We start from the raw sequence: 20,135 nt of genomic DNA on the forward strand, positions 1-20,135 counted from the left end.
TTATGAGCGAAGAAGCGATGAACAATTTTACCCCGCGAGCCCAACAGGTCCTCGCACTCGCCCGCAAAGAGGCTGACCGGTTTAACCACAATTTCGTCGGCACCGAGCACCTCCTCCTGGGCCTTATCAAACTCGGCCAGGGCGTCGCCGTCAACGTCCTCCAGAAACTTGGCCTCGACCTGGAAACCGTCCGCATGGAAGTCGAGAAGCAGGTCGGCACCGGGCCTGACCAAAAAATGATCGGCAACATCCCTTACACACCGCGTGTCAAAAAGGTCCTCGCCCTCGCCGCCAAAGAAGCCAAGGCCCTTAACCATACCTATGTCGGCACCGAACATATCCTTTTAGGCCTCCTGCGCGAAGGTGATGGCGTCGCCGCCCGCGTCCTCAAAAACCTCGACGTCGATATCGAACAGACCCGTCAGGAAATCCTCAAGGAACTCGACCCCAATTTCGCCGCCCAGGAAGAATCCGGCTCCGCTGAATCTCCTTCCGAAAAGCCGGCCCCGGAGAAGAAGGGCGAAATCAAAACCCCGGCCCTCAAGGCCTTTGGACGCGACCTCACCGATATCGCCCGCAAAGGCGAGATGGACCCCGTCATCGGACGTAAGAGCGAAATCGAACGCGTCATCCAAATCCTTTGCCGCCGCACCAAAAACAACCCCGTCCTCCTCGGCGAGGCCGGTGTCGGCAAAACCGCCATCGTCGAGGGCCTCGCTCAGGAAATCGCCGCCGGCAATGTCCCCGAACTGCTTCGGGACAAACGCGTCATCACCCTCGACCTCGCCCTCATGGTCGCCGGCACCAAATACCGCGGCCAGTTTGAAGAGCGCATCAAAGCCGTCATGGACGAAATCCGCCGCTCCAAGAACATTATCCTCTTCATTGACGAGCTCCATACCATTGTCGGCGCCGGGTCCGCCGAAGGCACCATGGATGCCTCCAATATTATCAAGCCCGCCCTCAGCCGCGGTGAACTCCAGTGCATCGGCGCCACCACCCTCAACGAATACCGCAAATACATCGAAAAAGACGCCGCCCTCGAACGCCGGTTCCAGGCCGTCAAGGTCGAAGCACCCTCCATCGATGAGGCCATCCTCATCCTCAAGGGGCTCCGACCCAAATACGAAGAGCACCACAAAGCCGAATTTACTGACAAGGCCATCGAAGCCTCTGTCAAACTCTCCGACCGTTATATCACCGACCGGTACCTCCCGGATAAGGCCATCGATCTCATGGATGAAGCCGGCTCCCGCGCCCGCATCGGCACCATGACCCGCCCGCCTGAAGTCAAGGTCCTCGAAGGCGACATCGAGGAAATTAAGGCCAAGAAAGAGCGCGCCATCAAGAACCAGGATTTCGAGGGCGCTGCCGCCATGCGCGACAAAGAAAAGCAAGCCAAGGAAAAGCTCGAGACCGTTTTGAAAGAGTGGCGCACCGCCCGCGAGGAAAAGCGCGTCAAGGTCGATGAAGAGGACATCCTCCATGTCGTCTCCAAATGGACCGGCATCCCCCTCCAGCGCATGGAGCAGGGCGAAATGCAGCGCCTGATGCAGGTCGAAACCGAGATGGACAAGGTCGTCATCGGCCAGAAAGAAGCCGTCTCCGCCATGTGCAAAGCCCTTCGCCGCTCCCGCGCCGATCTCAAAGACCCGCGCCGCCCCATCGGCACCTTTGCCCTCCTCGGCCCTACGGGGGTCGGCAAGACGTTGCTGGCCAAAACCCTTGCCGAACAATTATTCGGCGATTCCAAAGCCCTCATCCAACTCGACATGAGCGAGTACATGGAAAAATTCAATGTCTCGCGCCTGATCGGTTCCCCTCCGGGCTATGTCGGTTACGAGGAAGGCGGCCAGCTCACTGAACAGGTCCGCCGCAAACCCTATTCCGTGGTTCTCTTCGACGAAATCGAGAAGGCCCATCCTGATGTCTGGAACCTGCTCCTGCAGATTCTCGAAGAGGGCAAGCTGACCGATAACATCGGACGGGTCGTCAATTTCAGGAATACTATCATCCTGATGACCTCCAACGTCGGCAGCGACACAATCAAAAAACAATCTACCATGGGTTTTTCGCCCATTTCCGACGAGAACAGTTACGAGAGAATGCGCGAGAAGATCCTCGATGAGGCCAAAAGGACCTTCCGCCCCGAGTTCCTCAACCGCTTGGACGACATCATCGTTTTCCGCGCCCTCACCAAGCCCGACCTCATCCAGATTCTCGACCTCGAAATCAACAAAGTCATGCATCGGCTTAAGGCCCGCAACATTGTGCTGCAACTCGATGAGGGCGCCAAAGACTTCCTGGTCACCCGCGGCTACGACCCGCAATACGGCGCCCGCCCAATGCGTAGGGGCGTCGAGCGCTTCCTCGAAGACCCCTTGGCCGAAGAAATCCTCAAAGGCGCCTTCCACGAAGGCGAACCGATCCTTGTGAGCGTGGATAAAGACCGCCTGGTCTTCTCCCAAAAAGCCCAAACCGAGGGCGCCGCCCTTTCGAGCTAGGTCGAAATAGGGACCCAGCCGCAAAAGAACACAAAGATCGCAAAGGGTCCTTATTATTTCCCTCTTTGTGTTCCTTGCGTTCCTTTGCGGCTAATAAGTCTTGTCACTTCCGGAACAACCATAGGATCAGTGTCAGGAACAGGCTCACCAAAATGCAGGTCACAATTGGAAAATAGAAAGTGAAGTTTCCTTTCGTGTAATTAATATCGCCCGGAAGCCGTCCCAACCAACCACGGCCAAAACCGGTCCAGAGCAAAACCCCAAGCGCCGCCAAGCCCAGTCCGGCTATCACGAGAAACTTGCCCAACTCATTCATTGAATCAACCCTCGACCATTTCGAGTGTTTCTTCAATCAACGCAGTGCTTTGAATCCGAGCCAATTTGCTGTAGAGCCCGCTGCCCGAGACCAGTTCATCGTGTGTGCCGCGCTCAATGATCTGGCCCTGGCGCATGACGAGTATCTGGTCGGCTTTGCGAATCGTGCTCAGGCGATGAGCGATGACGAAGCTGGTGCGATTAGCCAGGAGCCGTTCAAGCGCTTCCTGGATGAGCTTTTCGGTCGCCGTATCCACACTGGCGGTGGCCTCGTCCAGGATAAGTATCGGCGCGTTCTTGAGCAATGCACGGGCGATGCTCACGCGCTGCTTTTCTCCCACACTGAGCTTCACGCCCCGTTCGCCAACACGCGACTCGTACCCTTGCGGCAGCCGGCTGATGAATTCATGGCAGTTGGCTGCGCGCGACGCCGCCAGCAGCTCCTCCTCGGTCGCATCCAGCCGCCCAAACAGGATGTTCTCGCGCACCGTGCCGTTGAAGAGGAATGCCTCCTGGCTGACGACACTGATGTGGCTCCGCAACGATTCAAGGCAAATCCCGCGAATATCCTGCCCATCAATCAGGATGTGGCCCGAAGTGACTTCGTAAAAGGCCGGCAAAAGATTGACCAATGTCGATTTGCCCGCGCCGGTAGGCCCAGCCAGCGCGATCATTTCTCCGGGCCGGGCATGCAACGAAATCCCGTGCAGCACTACGCGCTCGGGGTTGTAGCCGAATGCCACGTTTTCATAAACGACCTCGCCGCGAACTGGGTTGCGGAGGGTTTCTCGACCGCCCGGCTCAATCCCGAGCTTTGTCCCAGGCGCCTGCAGGGCAGGGCTGGTTTCTGCTTGGGAAGGAAGCGCGCTGGTTTGGCCCGCCGCTCGTTCCTCGGCTGTATCCAAAATGTCGAACACACGCTCACCGGCCGCGCGCGCCGCCTGGACCATTTGATTCAATCCATGAAGCCGGGCGACAGGTTCATAGAAAAGGGCGAGGTAAAACATGAAGCCGATGAGCTGGCCCAGCGTCAGGTGATCCGCCAGCACCTGCCGGCCCCCAACCCACAGGACCAGGACCAGGCCCAGGGCGCCGGCGTAGCTCATCGCGGGCGAATAGGCTGCCCAGACGCGCATGACCCCGAGACTTCCCTTGCGCAGGTCATCCGCTCGCTGGTCGAACCGCGCATCCTCGTGGTCCTCCCGGTGGAAGGCCTTGATCTGGCGGACCCCTTGGAGATTATCCATTAGCAGCGCGTTCATGGCGCTGGCTGCGAGCCGTTGGGCGCGGTAGCGGCGATGGGCTGTCAGGGTGTACCAGAGCGCGCCTGCGCTCAGCAAGGGCAGCGGAATCAACGCCACCCACGCCAGCGTCGAGTTGGTCGTGAACATGATCGTCGCCACCCCGATGATCGCCAGAACCGCAACCGTTCCCTGTTCCGTCCCGTCAATGAGCACGCGCTCGACGGAGTTAACATCCTCGATGACGCGTGTCATGAGGTCGCCCGAGGCGCGCTGGTCGAAATAGCCAACCGGCAGCCGCTGCAGGCGGGCATACACATCCCGGCGCATATCATAGATGACATTCTGCTCGAATGTGTTGTTGATCCACAGACGAAGGCTGTTGAAAAGGTCCCGCAAGAGAAATGCGCCCAGAAGCCCAAGCATCATCGGCATCAGGAGGTTAATGCGCTTGTGGCCGATGACATCATCTATGACAAATTGCGTCAGCTTGGGATAGGCGAGCGCAAAGCCCAATGAAAGGAGCGCGCAACCAATGTTCCCGGCGGCCATCAGTTTGTAAGGACGCAAATAGCGGGCAACACGCCTCAGGACTTCCCAAGTCGTGCGCGACCTGGCCTGAAACGTTGGGTCTCCATGTGCCATGTGATGCATCCCCTTATTTATTGGCCAAAAAAGGCTTTGGGACAAGCCGGGCGATGAAGGGAATTCCCAGTACGACGAGTTTAGGGGTGCGCTCGCGGCGCCTGGCTCCCCAAAGCCGCCACCAAATCTTCCACGACCCAATTGCGGCTTGTGGCCTGCAGAGCGTCGGCGGTGGCGCCGTGCTGCCATGCCGCATAGCGGATTGTCTGCAACGGGTCCGCCTGCATCGCTGGTTGGGCCAGCAAACCCGCGAGAAACCCCGAAAGCGCATCGCCGCTCCCGCCTTGCGCCAAATGCGGGTTGCCGGAGCAATTCACATAGACCTCGCCGGCGCTGCGGCCAATGAGGGTTTGATGGCCTTTGAGCACCACATACGAGTTGCCGAATCTCTTCGACACATTCCGCAGGGACTGCAACCGATTCGATTGCATTTGGGCCGGCGTGGCTCGCATCAATCGCGCCGCTTCGCCCGGATGCGGAGTGATAACCCGGATGCCGGTTTTGGGGGGGGATTCCATCGGCAGCCAGTCTAGGGCGCTGGCATCCACCACCACCGGCACCGGCGAATCCCGCCAAAGATGGCGCACCTGAGTCTTCAATTGGTCTGGCATCTCAGTGGCCGCCAACCCGGGGCCTACCAGGACCGCATCCCAAAAGTTGGGCAATTTCGACTCCATCCGCCATGGGGACACCATCACGGCCTGCAATTGCGGGGCCACAGAATGATATACCGATTCCATCGTGTAGAGGGTAATCAACCCCGGTTGCGCCCGTTGGGCGCCCCGGGCAGCCAGCACCGCCGCCCCATGGTAGCCCATGCTGCCCGCAATAATGAGGAGATGTCCGTAGCTTCCTTTGTGAGTCGCCGCAGAGCGGGCCGGAGGGAAGGCCTCAAAGTCTCCAGGCAAGGTCCATTGCAGCTCGCCCGAAAGAGGGCAGGGGACCAGGCCGACGTCGGGGGCCACTTCGAGTTGCCCCACGAATGGCCACGCCGATTCCTGCAGCATTCCCACCTTGGGTGCCCCAACCGTCAGCGTCACCGATGCCCGTACCGCTCCTCCATGCGGTTGGCCGGTATTGGCATCCAACCCCGAAGGCACATCCACAGCCAGGACAGGCCGTCGGGCTTCGTTCACCCGCTGGATCAGGGCAATCCATTCAGCCGAGAGCGGGCGGTTTATCCCAATTCCAAAAAGGCCATCAATGACCAGCGCTGGCTTCAAGGAAAGCAGGGCATCCAGCTTTGGCAGGTCGGCGGCAGGCTCCGTCACTTCGAGCACATCCACCCGCCTCTCGCCCAGAAGCTCGCGGGCCCCCCGGGCGTCCTCCCCATTATGGCCTTTGCCGGCGAGGATCAAAACCAAGTCCGCCGGCCGGGTCAGGCTCAGTGCGCGCCGGGCCACACACCGGCCCACGCGGCGAATGACCTCCGCCTCAGTCTGGCCGGCGGCCCAGGTGGCCCTTTCCCAGTCCCGCATTTGCTCGACCGCAATGACAGGCAGCCCCATGAATTAACAATACACGCGATTTCCCTAAGCTTCGCCAGTTCCAAAGCGAGGTGCAGGTCCCGTGACCAAAGATACCGCACCTTCTCAGGCCAGCTTAAAACCCTTCCTGTAATGGCGTGTCACGAACTGGGCGGCTTCAGGCGCGTTTGTGGCGCGCATGTTGGGTCCGTCCCATTCCAGTTGTTTGCCGACTCGCAGCGCCACGCATCCCAGGAGAATAATCTCGGTAAGGTACCCCGCTATTTCGAAATTCGAGTAGGGCGTTGGGCCGCCTTTGCAGGCCTCGATCCACTCGAGGTGCTGCTTGGCATCGGCGTCCGAGGCCAGGTGATTGCGCGGCAGTGTCTCCGGGACCGCTTTGGCCGCCTCATGATTGTTGCCATTCACAAATTCCTTTTCGTCATTGAGCTTGATGAAGAAACGCGCCCCGTAATCGTCGGGCGAAAAGATTTGGCCTTTCTCACCGATGAGCAGGCAACCGCTCGAGGGAACTTTATCCAACATTTCCTTAATGCTGCTGGTCAACTCTGGCGAGGGGCGCAGCGGGGTGCAGGTCTTGTCCTGCGGATTGCCGTCATACCAGAAGAATTCCGTTTCAGGCAGCCCTTCGCGAGGAGGAAACACAAACCGGATTTTGGCCGTCTTGGGGTAAGTGTCCGGATTCAACTCGGAATGATCGACCAACTCAATAAGACGCGGGTAACCCAGTTTGGCCGCGCGGAATGGCATATTCGCCGTGTGGCAGGCCATGTCGCCCATTGCCCCGGTGCCGAAATCGAACCAGCCGCGCCACTTAAACGGATGATATACCCCGTCTTTGAATGGCCGCGCGGGCGCCGGTCCCAGCCACAAGTCCCATTTCAAATTCGGCGGCACGGGGTCTTCCCCCTCTGGCCGGCGTATTCCCTGCGGCCAAATCGGGCGGTTGGTCCAGACATGGATCTGCTTCACATTTCCGATCACTCCCGCATGAACCACTTCCACGGCCCGGCGCAAGCCGTCTTCGGAACTGCCTTGGTTGCCCATTTGCGTCACGACACCATATTCTTTAGCCAGTTTGCGCAAATAGCGCGCCTCATAGACCCGTTGCGTCAAGGGCTTCTGGCAATACACATGTTTGCCCAGTTTAATGGCCGCCGAGGCAACCAGGGCGTGGCAATGGTCGGGTGTCGATACCGTGACGGCGTCGATGTTCTTGTGCTCTTTATCAAGCATCTGCCGCCAGTCGGAATAAAATTTGGCGTTGGGATGGGCCTCCCGCGACCGCGCGGCCATATGCTCATCGGCGTCGCACAAGGCAACAATCTCTTCATGGCTGCAGTGCTGGATGTCGCTGCGGCCCTTGCCGCCCGTGCCCACGCACGCGATGCGCAGTTTGTCCCCTGGGCTGAGCATGCGCGGCTGTGGTTTGGCGTAGCCGCTCAACGTGCTGGCCCCGGCAGCAGCCAAAGCCGAATAATAAAGGAACTGACGACGGGTGAGGGAGGAGGCGCGGATGGAATCGTTTTTCAACATAAGTCTTTTCCTACGCGAAAACCGGCATGTTACAAGATTATTTTTCCCCGGACAGTCGTAAAGGTCGTAAAGAGCCTTGGCGCAAAGAGGATTTGCCAAAAAGCCATCCTCAAGTACACTAGGCGAACTACGGAATTTCATCGGTGGAAAACCTATGCATGTTATGGCCAAACCATGGCGCGGAAACCTTGTCCACACAAAGACCGGCTATTGCAGTGAGCCGCGGCCAGTGGCTCCTGGCACATCTTCACTGCTGGTTCTTATTGTGGTGGTGGCTGCCCTGGTGCTCGCAGGCCCTCCGGTCACATTGGCGCAGGAAAGCGCGCAGCAAGCTCTTTCCACTCCGGCGCCCTCTTTGTGGGCGGGGGAGGTCGGCGAGGGATTCACCCGCGGCGCCCATGAACTCGAGTTGTCATCCGGCGCTGGAGCGGGCATGGCTATCTTCGGCACGCGCCAGTACCACGACTGGGTTTTGGGCGCGGTCGATTATGGATGGGTGCTGACGGATGTGGTCGGCAATGGCCATTGGTATTGCGGTAATTGGGAACTGATGGCCGATGTGTTCGGCGGTTTCCAGTTTCATCCGAATCATGCCTACCTTTTTGGGGCAGCCCCGCTCCTGCGCTACGATTTCGCCACCGGAACGCGGTTGGTCCCTTTCGTCAACATCGGGGCGGGCGTCAGCGGGACAGACATCCGCAACGGCGATTTAAGCACATCATTTGAATTCAATCTCCAATTCGGCGCAGGGGTCCATTGGTTTTTGTGCGATCACGCCGCGCTGACCGCCCAATACCGCATGATGCACCTGTCCAATGCAGGCATGGAATCCCCCAACCTTGGGGTCAACAATAGCACGTTGCTCGTTGGAGTTGCCTGGTGGTTTTAACGTGACAGTTTCGTTTTGTGCGTGTCAACGCGCTCACTGACCAAGAGATTCACTCCGCTGTCGAACTCGCCTTGAGCGAGGACATCGGCGAAGGGGATGTCACGACACTGGCAACCGTTGCCGAGAATACCATTGCGCGCGCCGTGTTGCGCGCGCGTGAGCCTTTGGTATTGGCTGGTCTGCCTCTGGCCGAAGCGGCTTTTCGCCATCTTTCCCCAGCCGTGTTCCTGGAACGCCAGGCACAGGATGCCCAGCGACTCGATGCCGGAGAATCGATTTTGCGTCTCTCCGGGCCGGCCCAACCGCTGTTGAGCGCCGAACGTATCGCCTTGAACTTTGTGCAATGGCTCTCCGGCATTGCGACCTTGACGGCCCAGTTCGTCGAGCAACTCAAAGGAACCTCCGCCCAAATCCTGGATACGCGCAAGACCACTCCGGGCTGGCGCCGCCTCGAGAAGTACGCCGTGGGTTGCGGCGGCGGGCGCAACCATCGATTGGGGCTCTATGATATGGTCTTGATCAAGGACAACCATTTGGCCGCATTGGCGGGTGAGTTGCCCAACCCCATTGCCGCCGCAGTGCAACGCGCGCGGACTTCTTATCCGCAGCTCCAGATCGAGGTGGAAACCGACACCCTCGAACAGGTCGAGCAAGCGCTCGAGGCTGGGGCGCGCCTCATCCTGCTGGATAATATGAACCTGGTCCAACTCCGGCTGGCAGTCCAGAAATGCAGAGGCTGCGCGCAAACCGAGGCCAGCGGGGGAGTCACCCTTGCCAGCGTTCGGGCTATTGCGGAGGCTGGCGTCGATTTCATCTCGATCGGCGCATTGACACATTCGGCCCGGGCTGTGGACATTGGATTGGACTTTGAGTCCGGACCACTGAAAGGTTGAGCCATGTCCCTCGATGCTCAGATTCTTCATGCCCTGCGCCGCGGCGAGCGGGAGGCGGTTTCCGGAACCGAATTGTCGCAGAAACTGCGCGTCAGCCGCGCTGCGGTTTGGGCGCGCATCGAGGCCTTGCGCGGCTTGGGTTATGAAATCGAAGCCAGCCCGCACCAGGGTTACCGGCTCCTGAGCGCTCCCGACCTGTTGCACGCGGACGATTTAACCGCGCGGCTGGGTTCAGTGCGCGTGATCGGGCGCGAGATTTATGTCTTCCAGAAAACGACTTCCACAAACGATGTCGTGGACAAGCTCGCCCGTGATGGTGTCAAGGAAGGCGTCGCCGTCTTCGCCGAGACGCAGACCAAAGGCCGCGGGCGGCTGGGACGAAAATGGATGTCCCCCGCCGGTCAGGGTCTGTGGTTTTCGATTCTGCTCACGCCAGCCTTGCGCCCCCAGGAAGCCACCCGCTTGACAGTGGCCTCCGCCACGGCTCTGAGGCGAGCCATTGTCGCGCAAACCGGGCTCAACCCTCAGGTCAAATGGCCCAACGACATTCTCCTGGGAGGCAAAAAGGTCGCCGGAATCCTTACCGAACTCAACGCGGAAGTCGATCGAGTCAATTACCTAATCCTGGGAATCGGTGTCGATGTTAATGTGGATACGGAGGGTTTCCCCAAGGACCTGAGCAGCCGTGCAACGTCGCTCAAGGCAGAGTTGGGCAGCGCGATAGATCGGGCGGAACTGGCGGTGGCCATCCTGCGAGAGCTGGATAGCGATTACGAGCGCGTTGTTTCGGGAGCCTTCGCCAAGGTGGCCGATGAGTGGGAGGCCTGCTGTAGCACCATAGGCCGGCAGGTCACCATTCGAAGCGGGCAGCGCCAACTGCACGGGCGGGCCGAATCGCTTGGAGAAGATGGCGAGCTGCTGCTGCGCAGCGAGCACGGCCACCTCGAGCGAGTCGTGGGAGGAGACGTGACGCTCGAGGCGTGAAAGCAACCGGCCCCATGCTGTTTCTGCTCGACATTGGCAATACTCATACCCACCTGGGCCTGGCCAACGGCGAGCGGGTGATTAAGCAAGCCACTATATCGACCGCAGACTGGTTTCAAGGGCCTGCCGTTAAAGCCGCAGCCCGATTTGCCGGCGCCACGCAATTTAGCGGGGCGGCCTTGTGCAGCGTTGTGCCGCGGGCCACGCCGCTCGCCGCGCGGATGCTTAAGCGGACGTGGGGCGTTGAAGCATTGGAGCTGACAGAAAAAACCCTGGCCGGCATTGGAATCGATTACCCTCAACCTCACACCATCGGCCCGGACCGCCTTGCCAATGCCGTGGCCGCCCACCACCGCTTCGGGGCCCCCGTGATTGTGGTGGACTTCGGGACGGCGGTTACATTCGATGTGGTGGACCGGGCCGGCAATTACGCCGGGGGCATCATCGCGCCGGGCTTGGCGGCGATGACCGAGTACTTGCATGAAAAAACAGCCCTGCTGCCGCGAATCGAAATCCGCGAGATTGAGCCAGTTATCGGCAAGAGCACCAAGGAAGCAATGCTCATTGGGGCCGTTCACGGCTACCGCGGCCTGGTCCGGGAATTAATCCGGGAACTCAGGCGCGAACTGAAGGCGCCGCGGCTGCCCGTCGTTGCGACAGGCGGTTATGGGTGCCTCATGGCCTCGCGCATGCCGGAAATCAGCGCCGTCGAACCGGAGTTGACGCTCGAGGGCCTCCGCCTGGTCTGGCATTCATCGCACAAAGGTTCGGGCACTGAGAAGTCGGGACCCTTTCCCGCTTGAAACACATAAGCTGAACCCTGAAACTTCGCGGGCATGAATCGCATTGAGGAACGATTCGCCCGGCTCGAAAAGTCAGGGCAAAAGGGATTTATTGTCTATATCGGGGCAGGGGACCCCGACCTCGAATCGACGCGCCAACTGGGGCTGGCGTTTGATCGGCTTGGGGTGGATGTTCTCGAACTGGGTGTCCCCTTCAGCGATCCATTGGCCGATGGATTGGTGAACCAACTGGCGGCCCAGCGCGGGCTGGCATCCGGCACCACGCCTCCAAAGGTCCTGGAACTGGTGGGTCAAATTCGGAAGGAGTCCGCCATCCCCATCGTGCTCTATATCTATTTCAACCTGGTACACCGTCATGGCATCGAGCGGTTTATCCATGATGCCGCCAGAGCGGGTGTGGACGGTATGCTGGTCCTGGATTTGCCGCCGGAAGAGAGCAATAATTATGAGGCTCTGATGCAGCGCCATGGCTTGTCCAACATCTATCTGGTTGCCCCCACAACCCCCGATGAGCGCATCGCTCTCATCGTTAAACGGGGGCGAGGCTTCATTTATTACGTCTCGCGCGAAGGCGTCACCGGAATGCAGGCCAAAGTAGCCGAGAGCATTGCACAAATGACGGCCAAAATCCGCGCGCACACCCATTTACCCATTGCGGTGGGATTTGGCATCTCGACGCCGGACCAGGCGCGCCTGGTGGCGCAGAACGCGCAGGCGGTAGTGGTCGGCAGCGCTATTGTCAACCAGATCGCGCTGCATGGCAGTGCGTTTAATCTGGTCGAGCGCACAGCCGCGTTTGTAAAATCCTTGATGGAAGGGGTCAAGAATTCATGAAAGGCAAGATCAACACAACGGATCGCTTTGCAATTATTATGGCCGGGGGAAAAGGCGAGCGGTTTTGGCCCGTAAGCCGGGAGAAGACACCCAAGCAGCTTTTATCATTGCTGGGAGGGGGTTCCTTCCTTCAGCAGGCCGTCGAGCGGGTGCTGCCCATTATCCCCCTGCGCAACGTGTTCGTGATTACCAACGAGACGCAGGCGCCGGAAGCGCGAAAGCAGTTGCCAAAACTGCCCAAGGAAAATGTGATTGCCGAGCCGGTAGGCCGCGACACCACCGCCGCTGTCACGCTGGGCGCCGCATTAGTGGGCGCGCGCTCGACCACCGGGGTGATGGCCGTTCTGCCTGCCGACCACGTCATTCCGGAGCAGAAGAAATTCCAGCAGGTTCTGTCCGATGCCTTTGATTTGGCCGGCCGAGGCCAGGCCATTGTCACGATAGGCATCCAGCCGACCGAGCCGGCTACCGGTTACGGCTACATCCGGGTCGGCGAAGCCTTGCCGCCGCCTCAGGGTGTCAAGGGCTATAAAACCCAATTCTTCCGCGCCGAACAATTCGTGGAAAAGCCGCACTTTGACAAAGCCCTCGAGTATGTCAACAGTGGCCGGTATCGCTGGAATGCCGGGATGTTCCTCTGGTCCTTTGTCACCATTACTGAGGGGTTGCAAAAGCACCAGCCCGAGATGTACGCCGCCTGCCAGCGCTGGTTCAAGCTTGCCGCAACCCCCGCAAAACTCAAAAGCGCCTTGGCCAAGGATTACCCTGGCCTTAAGAGAATCTCGATTGATTATGCGCTGATGGAGCACGCCCAGAATGTCGTCGTGGCCGACGGCGCCTTCGAGTGGGATGACCTTGGGTCATGGACTGCTCTGGGGCGGCATCTGAAAGCCGACCCGGAAGGCAATTGCGCCGTGGGCGAGTTCATCCATGTGGACGGCGCTCGAAACATCATCTTTGATGCGCGCAGCAAAGAGCGGCGCACCCCAATTGCCGTAGTCGGTTTGCGGGATTCAATCCTGGTCCAGACCGATGACGCCACGCTCCTGGCGCACAAGACCCAAGCTCAAAAGGTGAAAGAATTGGTCAAGAAACTGGCCCAGGACCCGAAGCTGAAGAAATTGGTATAGGGGCATGGCCCACGATTTCCTTCAGCAACGCTTCCGCATCGCGGAAATCCGGGATGACCACATCGGCTCCGACTCCTAAGAGGCGGCGATATTTCCATTCATCGAACCTGCCAGAGCCATTGTGGGCTTCATCGCTGGCAACGGCGATGGCCAGGCCCCCGGCTTCTTTTGTGTTTTGGATTTCAACATACCCATCGCCAAAGGAAACCAATTGACCCCCATCGATTTGGTTATCGCGTAAAATGCGCCGAATGACCTTTTGTTTCGAGAATTGCTTGTAATCATCCAGCGCGCCGTAGATGTGCGGTCCAAAGAAAGGCCCCAGGCCCAGCAGCTCAGCCTCTTGTTTCACAAATATCTCATCGGTGCCGCTGGCCAGATAAAGATGAAATCCGCCGCGCCGGAGCAGTTCCAAAAAGGGACCGGCTCCATAAACCAGCAGATCGTCCGGTTTAATCGCACCGTTGCGCAGGCCCTCGAGCCGGTGGCGAATCCGCTCGTCCAACCGGCGAAGGTATTCGTGCTTGTACCAAAGGGGGTCCCGCGGCGCGCCGCCCCGCTCTTTAATCCGCTCGGCCAATTGGATCATCTGGTAGATGGTTTGCTTGCCGTTGAGGCGCATGATATCCTCGTTGCAAAGCCGGCGGCGAGCCTGCTCGCTCTCGCCTGGGATTGCCGGCAGAAACTCAGCAAACATCGGCGCCATTACCTCGGGCCAACCCTCGCGGATCAAAGAGAGAGTGCCATCGAAATCAAACAGGATGTGGCTGATGCAAGGCCTTGGGGCAAAGCCCGAGCTGAACTCGACCCTGCCGCCAAATTGGTTCGTGGTTTGATAAGGTTGTGTCGTAATGTGGCGATGTTCCGGCAAGGGGCTTGCCGGGGCAACCGGAAAGTGTTTGCGCGCATCATGAGGGCCATTTATTCATACCGCGATGCGCAACGTCTTTCCAGATATCAGTAATCCCAAGGGCCCATCCTGATGAGAGATTATCCGAAACCACTGGATTTAATGAAGGTGAAGGTTTATCCGCTGGCAACACGCCGGAGCCTGAGCTCAATAGCCGACGTGCTTGTCAATCCGGACGGCGCGCTGCGGGCCTGTCCGGCTGAAGTACTTGATACCATCCAGGAGTGCGCGAGCCGGGTCCTCACCGCGCGAGCCGTGGGCGCCAGTGTGATGCTCCTTTACGGCGCGCATCTCATCAAGAATGGGGCCATGCAGATCGTCAATCGGCTCATCGAGGGGGGTTGGGTCACTCACCTGGCCACCAACGGGGCCGGAACAATTCACGATTGGGAATTGGCTTTTCAAGGACGAACGGAGGAAAACGTGCGCCAAAACGTCGCGACAGGTTCATTTGGGACTTGGGACGAAACGGGGCGCTGCATCCACCTCGCTCTGTTAGTTGGGGGGTTGCGCGAAGAGGGTTATGGACGCAGCCTGGGCCGCTTTATTGTCGAGGATGGCGTTACCCTGCCAACGATCGAATCGCTCGCTGCGATTTTGCGTGCCGAGCCATCGCATCCGCTGGCCCCTGCTCGCGCTGAGCTGCTCCAGGCCATGCTCACCCATCATTTGCCTGCGGGACGGATCGAGGTGAAGCATCCCTGGAAGGAGAACTCAATCCTTGCGCGGGCTTTTTCCACGAATGACCCGCTCACGGCGCATCCGGGAATTGGTTACGACATTTTTTCCACACACCCCATGTTCAATGGCGCAGCTATTGGCCGCGCGGCGCAAACCGACTTCCTCCTCTTTGGCCAGGCCGTCGAAGGACTCGACAACGGCGTGGTGCTTTGCGTCGGCTCGGCCATCATGGCGCCGCAGGTCTTTGAAAAGAGCTTGAGCGTGGTCAATAATTTGCGGCTCCAGGCGGAGCGGCCCATCGTTCAGGGTCACACCATCTACGTGGTGGACATCCAGGACGGGGGTCGTTGGGATTGGTCCAAAGGCGAGCCGCCAAAGGATAATCCAGCTTATTATTTGCGCTTCTGTAAGAGCTTTTCCCGCATGGGCGGCGCGATGGTGTACAGCCAATGCGACAACGCCGCCTTTCTGCATCATCTGCTTCAGCGGCTGGAATCCAGCCCAACAAAGTGAAACGTTGACCGGATGGACCTCGCGCGCTTTCATGCCATTACTGGAGTGTATCCGCGGTTGCGCGTTGGGGTCCTGGGGGATTTCTGCCTGGACCGCTACCTCGAGATTGATCCAACCCGAGAGGAGGTTTCAATCGAGACGGGTCTGCCAGTTCATAATGTGGTGAATGTGCGGGCGCAGCCTGGCGGGGCTGGAACGATCCTGAACAACCTGGTGGCGCAGGGTATCGGGACGATACACCCCATTGGGTTTGCCGGGGATGACGGCGAGGGGTTCGAGTTGCGGCGCGCGCTCGAAAGCAGGCCCGGGGTGCGGCTCGATTTCTTCATCAAAACCAACCAACGCCGCACCTTCACGTATTGCAAACCCCTGGTGGTTGCCGCAGGCAAAGCGCCTGTGGAATTGAACCGCCTCGATTCAAAGAATTGGACGCCTACGCCCCCGGCCATCGAGGAGGAATTGGCCAGGCGGTTGCTCGGACTGAGCGGTTCCATCGATGCCCTCATCGTTTTGGACCAGGTCGATCTCCCGCAAACGGGGGTGGTGACGACACGAGTGCTCAAGGCGCTCGATGAGTTTGCGGCAAAAAACCCCGGCCTTCCGGTGCTTGCGGACGGCCGCCGCGGGTTGGCCGGATTCCCGCCGGTTATCTTCAAAATGAATGCGGAGGAATTACAGAGAAGTCGTGTGCTACAACCGGAAGGACCGCGGGATGGACTACACGCAGAGGGAGCCCTCTGCCCTCCCGCTGCGACGGCGCGACAGCGCGGCGAGTCGGAAGGGGAGGGGGAGGAACTTCGGCGGCTTGGGGTGAGCGCGTTTGATGACATTAAACAAACCGCGCTGGCTCTCGCCAGAAAGAACCAACGCCCGGTTTTTATTACCTTATCCGAACGCGGCATTCTTGGGGCGGCGCCTGGAGGCAGGTTGGACCATGTCCCGGCCCTGGCGACTCGCGGGCCGATTGACATTGTAGGGGCGGGTGATGCCGTCTCTGCCAACCTGACAACGGCCCTGGCGGCTGGCGCGACTGTGAACGAAGCTATGGAACTGGCCAACGCGGCTGCCTCCATTGTCATTCACAAGCTCGGGACAACCGGGACGGCCAGTGTGGCTGAAATTGCCGAACTGGCGCGCTGAGTAGGTAATAAACCCCACTGCAATCTGGCCGGGGGGGACCGAGGTTATTCCAAACAAGGAGAAAGGAGTCTGTTGTATGAAAATCCTCGGAATGTTCACGATTGCTTCGTTTCTGCTCTTTGCGACCGTTTGCGCGGCCGACAACCACGAAGCGGACAAAGGGTTGGAGGGGAGTTTGCGAGCCGTTCTTAACGAACGTCATGTTCACGTCAACGTCCACGACGGCATTGTCACCCTCGACGGGAAGGTGCCTACCGAAGCGGACCGCCAACGAATCGATTCGCTGGTGCGCGATACCGCCGGTGTGGTGGCGGTAAAGGACAATTTGAAGGTGACTCTCCCTTCGCCAGGAGTGCTGGGCGCGCAACCCTCGACAGTGCCGGTTTATGCAACTCCTCCGCCAGTGGTGGCAACCCCAGCACCGGTGGTGACCGTTCCAACGCCGGTGATTATTCCCCAGTATCCCAAGCTCAAGGTGCAGCCTTGGTCGAGCGACGACGTCTTGGCAGCCAAACGGATTGCCCGCCAGTTGCAAGAGGATGATGTCCCCTCAGCGGGGCTGGAGAATGTGACCATCATGGTCAGGAACGGAACGGTGAGCTTGCAGGGCACGGCGGGTTCGACCGCTCACGATGCGATCATCGCCTCGATCCAGCATGTTAGCGGCCTAACCGCTATCTACGACCAGTTGCAACGGGATTAAGCTTGCAGGTTAACCACAGGCACTGAGGCTCAGAGAAGACTGCGCGAAGCCGCTTTCGGTGGTTTGGTTTTCTCAATGCCTCGGCGCCTGTGCGGGTTGATAATTTCGCTACTACGGTTACCAAGGCGCCGAGCAAGCGGCAGAGGGCTCACCCCTTTTAAGGGAGTTAAAGTTGTGGGGCAAAATGAGGGAAGCGCAATTTGGCGCAACCAAGCGCAATTTACCGCAATTTTTTCCAGGCGCGGAGGGAGGGAGTACGAAGTTTGACATTGAATTTTTAGAAAGGAGACCACCGATTGGGGTTTGGGGGCGCCACCGCCGCTGCGGTGCATTTCGTAGCTTAATTTACCTTAATTTGGTTTAATCTGGCTTAATTTGGCTTAATGGGGGCAAGGGGAAAACTGCAGAATGCCGCGAAGGAAAACTGAAATAGGTCCGGTTGAGTGCGGTTGGCTCCGGTTGACTCCGGTTTTTTTGAGGAAGAGCAGCGAGAGCCAACGTGACGAATCGCCAGTAGCCACCGATAGCCAATAGCCGATGGCCATGGCGTATTGAGTATAGAAGAGGGGAACAGGGGGCGGTAAAACAGGGGGGACACACCCTCACCCCCTTGTTTTGCCGTCAACCCGTCAGGAACACAGAAAGATGGGCATTTTTTTCAAAAAGATCCGTCAATTTCCCGTCAATTATCCGTCAGGCATCCGTCAATTTCGAGATTTCGAGACGCTGGTAGGGGGAAAAAACCGGGCAAGACGCCCGGTGATCTCGCAGGCGAGGACGCCTGCGGCACACGAGGAGGGGAATTGGGCCTAGAAGGTGCTTTACTGCGGGTGGAGTGGGTTCGGAAATGTTAATCGTTTCTGATGAGAGGCGGATAATTGGAAGGAAATGAAGTATGAATAATGATGAAAGCGAGCGAAGAGAAGCAGAGGAGCCCCAGGATAAAAGCAAGGCGGATGTGGCACATCCAGGGCCGGAGGGTAACGGAAGTGGACAGGAAGCGTCCAAGGACGGGACAGTGAAAGGCAAAGGTTCTGGGGCGGAACAGGCGGGCAACGGTTCAGGCGGCGGCTTGAAAGGGCAGGGAGGTGGAGCGCAGGCGGCGGAGAGCGCGGGTCCGGGTTCGGAGGGCGCGGCTGAGATTGGGAGCGAGGAGCGGGAGGCGGAGATGGGGCCGGGCGAGGAGGGCGACGGGGTGTTTGCCAAGGCCGCGGCGTTTGGGAAGGCGATAGGGAACGGGACGGGGGCGGCCGAGGACCTGTATTTATGGGAGGAAGGTGTTGCGGTGGAGCCTTGGGATGAGCCGGTGGATGGGAAGGAGTTGCTGAATGAATTGACGCTCTGGCTCAAGCGGTATGTGGTCCTGGCGCAATGGAGCGCGGAGACCTTGGCGCTGTGGATAGCACACACCTATGCGTTCGAGTTGCGGCCTGTGGCGACTTACATTGGGATTGAATCGCCGGAGAAGCGGTGCGGGAAGACGACGTTGCTGACGGGCTTATGCGAATTGGTGAACCGGCCAATTGTGGCGTCGAACATCAGTTCGCCGGCGTTTTACCGGGTGATCGAGGACAAGAAGCCGACGTTGCTGATCGATGAGTGGGACACGGTGCTGCACCGGAACCGGGAACTGAAGGGGATATTGAATTCGGGCTACAAGAAGAGAACGGCGTATGTGATCCGGATGACGCCGAAGGCAAATGCGGGAGGTGCCAAGAAGGAAAGCGCCCAGGCGAAAGAGGCAAATGGCAAGGGGCAGGGGAACGGGCTGGAGCTGGGGCGTTTTTCGAGCTGGTGTCCGAAGGTGATAGCGACGATCAAACATCTGCCTGAGACGCTGGCGGACCGGTGCATTATTATACGGATGGACCGTAAGACGTCGAAGGAGAAGTGCGAGCGGATGAGGAACCTGGACGGGAAGGATTTGAGACGGAAGTGCGCGCGGTTTGTGGCGGACCACGCGCAGGAGATAGCGAAGGCGCAACCGGAGTTGCCGGAGGATTTGAACGACCGCGCGGCGGACATTTGGGAGCCGCTGCTGGCGATAGCGGACCTGGCTGGGGGAGACTGGGCGGAGAAGGCGCGGCAGGCGGCGGTGGCATTAACGGTGGGGGCGCAAGAGGAGAGCCCGATTGGAACACTGTTGCTGGACATCTGGGTTCTGCTGTTGCAGCAGGAGAGTGATGAGAACAACCAGTGGATGAAAAGCAGCGGCGGGGTGAGGATGTTCAGCAGGGACATCGTGGCAGGGCTGAACCGGAGCGAGGACCGTCCGTGGGTGGTGATGCGGCGGGGAAAGGAAGTGACGGAGCGGTGGCTGTCGCAGCAGTTGAATCCGTATGGAGTGCGGCCGCGGACGATATGGATTGGGGAAGTTTCGGCAAAGGGATATATGGCGGAGGATTTCACTGAGACATTCCGGCGGTATATGCCGAAGGCGATGGCGCAGGCGTTTTTGGATGAGCAGGCGTCGATGCGCAAGAGGTATGAAGCGGAGAAGGCGAGATTGGCGGAGGAGGCGAAGAAGAAGGAGGGTGGGAATGGGGACAGCAGACAGGGGGGATGACCACCCTGGAAAAAGCGGGCCGCGGCCTGGGGGGGAAAATCAAAGCCGAGTTGGTGGCGGCTTGAGCTCTTGAGGGGTGTGGGAGGGGCGTGGAGTTGGGCTGCGCCGCCCAACTTGAGCCGCGTCAATGGGGGAGCCAAACCAACTAACTATGGGAAACCCCTTCGCCACGGCATCATCGGCCAGATAATGAAAGGACCGTGGGATAGACTACAAACAGAGGATATTCGGGGAATTTAGTGGCTGAGTTTGGGTAGAAGGGGAAGGAGCTTTTAGAATGAAGGCGGTTGGAACGGTATGATTGCACGCTGGAGGGCGGTAGGCGGAACTGAGATCCAAACGCTTCGCGCTGGCCTTCGCT

16 protein-coding genes are annotated in these 20,135 nt (G+C 59.1%); 11 read left to right on the plus strand and 5 right to left on the minus strand.

Features of this window, described 5'->3' with window-relative positions; genetic code table 11:
- Positions 1 to 2: 2 nt before the first annotated feature.
- Positions 3 to 2,504 carry an ATP-dependent Clp protease ATP-binding subunit gene (locus VG146_09840; protein HEV2392650.1) on the plus strand — a complete coding sequence of 834 codons (2,502 nt, stop codon included), beginning with the start codon at positions 3 to 5 and terminating at the stop codon, positions 2,502 to 2,504.
- A 103-nt stretch (positions 2,505 to 2,607) separates the two neighbouring features.
- On the opposite strand, the gene VG146_09845 is transcribed toward VG146_09840, so the two are convergent.
- The 4 genes from VG146_09845 to VG146_09860 form a co-directional block, all read right to left on the minus strand.
- Positions 2,608 to 2,820: a DUF2905 domain-containing protein gene (locus VG146_09845; GenBank protein ID HEV2392651.1), complete on the minus strand. Its 213-nt coding sequence runs from the start codon at positions 2,818 to 2,820 to the stop codon at positions 2,608 to 2,610.
- Positions 2,821 to 2,824: 4 nt separating this feature from the next.
- Positions 2,825 to 4,714 (minus strand): ABC transporter ATP-binding protein, encoded by a 1,890-nt coding sequence (locus tag VG146_09850; GenBank protein HEV2392652.1) that lies wholly within the window; start codon positions 4,712 to 4,714, stop codon positions 2,825 to 2,827.
- A gap of 71 nt (positions 4,715 to 4,785) precedes the next feature.
- On the minus strand, positions 4,786 to 6,213 hold the full coding sequence (locus VG146_09855; GenBank protein HEV2392653.1) for an NAD(P)H-hydrate dehydratase: 1,428 nt from the start codon (positions 6,211 to 6,213) through the stop codon (positions 4,786 to 4,788).
- Between the two features lie 84 nt (positions 6,214 to 6,297).
- Positions 6,298 to 7,728, minus strand: a complete 1,431-nt coding sequence (locus VG146_09860; protein HEV2392654.1) for a Gfo/Idh/MocA family oxidoreductase — start codon at positions 7,726 to 7,728, stop codon at positions 6,298 to 6,300.
- Positions 7,729 to 7,891: 163 nt separating this feature from the next.
- On the opposite strand from VG146_09860, the gene VG146_09865 reads away from it, so the two are divergent.
- From VG146_09865 to VG146_09890, 6 genes are read left to right on the plus strand one after another with little or no spacing between them, the layout of a single operon-like run.
- The gene (locus tag VG146_09865; GenBank protein HEV2392655.1) at positions 7,892 to 8,617 is read left to right on the plus strand and encodes an acyloxyacyl hydrolase; all 726 of its coding nucleotides are present in this window, start codon (positions 7,892 to 7,894) and stop codon (positions 8,615 to 8,617) included.
- Between the two features lie 17 nt (positions 8,618 to 8,634).
- Positions 8,635 to 9,510 (plus strand): carboxylating nicotinate-nucleotide diphosphorylase, encoded by an 876-nt coding sequence (nadC, locus tag VG146_09870; GenBank protein HEV2392656.1) that lies wholly within the window; start codon positions 8,635 to 8,637, stop codon positions 9,508 to 9,510.
- 3 nt (positions 9,511 to 9,513) lie between these two features.
- A complete protein-coding gene (locus VG146_09875; GenBank protein HEV2392657.1) occupies positions 9,514 to 10,494 on the plus strand; it encodes a biotin--[acetyl-CoA-carboxylase] ligase in 981 nt (326 codons plus the stop codon).
- Positions 10,491 to 11,297, plus strand: a complete 807-nt coding sequence (locus VG146_09880; protein ID HEV2392658.1) for a type III pantothenate kinase — start codon at positions 10,491 to 10,493, stop codon at positions 11,295 to 11,297. The genes VG146_09875 and VG146_09880 overlap by 4 nt, the downstream gene beginning before the upstream one ends.
- Positions 11,298 to 11,330: 33 nt before the next feature.
- Positions 11,331 to 12,131 (plus strand): tryptophan synthase subunit alpha, encoded by an 801-nt coding sequence (gene trpA, locus VG146_09885; protein ID HEV2392659.1) that lies wholly within the window; start codon positions 11,331 to 11,333, stop codon positions 12,129 to 12,131.
- Complete coding sequence (locus VG146_09890) at positions 12,128 to 13,261, plus strand: sugar phosphate nucleotidyltransferase (GenBank protein HEV2392660.1); 1,134 nt, start codon at positions 12,128 to 12,130, stop codon at positions 13,259 to 13,261. The genes trpA and VG146_09890 overlap by 4 nt, the downstream gene beginning before the upstream one ends.
- Here the strand turns inward: VG146_09890 and VG146_09895 are convergent.
- Entirely contained in the window at positions 13,218 to 14,132 is a 915-nt protein-coding gene (locus VG146_09895) for an HAD family hydrolase (protein ID HEV2392661.1), read from the minus strand. The genes VG146_09890 and VG146_09895 overlap by 44 nt on opposite strands.
- A gap of 141 nt (positions 14,133 to 14,273) precedes the next feature.
- On the opposite strand from VG146_09895, the gene VG146_09900 reads away from it, so the two are divergent.
- From VG146_09900 to VG146_09915, 4 genes are all read left to right on the plus strand, one after another.
- On the plus strand, positions 14,274 to 15,365 hold the full coding sequence (locus VG146_09900) for a hypothetical protein (GenBank protein ID HEV2392662.1): 1,092 nt from the start codon (positions 14,274 to 14,276) through the stop codon (positions 15,363 to 15,365).
- Positions 15,366 to 15,377: 12 nt separating this feature from the next.
- Positions 15,378 to 16,505 (plus strand): PfkB family carbohydrate kinase, encoded by a 1,128-nt coding sequence (locus VG146_09905; GenBank protein ID HEV2392663.1) that lies wholly within the window; start codon positions 15,378 to 15,380, stop codon positions 16,503 to 16,505.
- Positions 16,506 to 16,581: 76 nt separating this feature from the next.
- Positions 16,582 to 17,208, plus strand: a complete 627-nt coding sequence (locus VG146_09910) for a BON domain-containing protein (GenBank protein ID HEV2392664.1) — start codon at positions 16,582 to 16,584, stop codon at positions 17,206 to 17,208.
- Between the two features lie 895 nt (positions 17,209 to 18,103).
- A complete protein-coding gene (locus VG146_09915; protein HEV2392665.1) occupies positions 18,104 to 19,774 on the plus strand; it encodes a DUF3631 domain-containing protein in 1,671 nt (556 codons plus the stop codon).
- The last annotated feature ends 361 nt before the right edge of the window (positions 19,775 to 20,135 follow it).

This window comes from Verrucomicrobiia bacterium (assembly GCA_035946615.1).
Classification (GTDB): Bacteria; Verrucomicrobiota; Verrucomicrobiia; order Limisphaerales; family UBA8199; genus DASYZB01.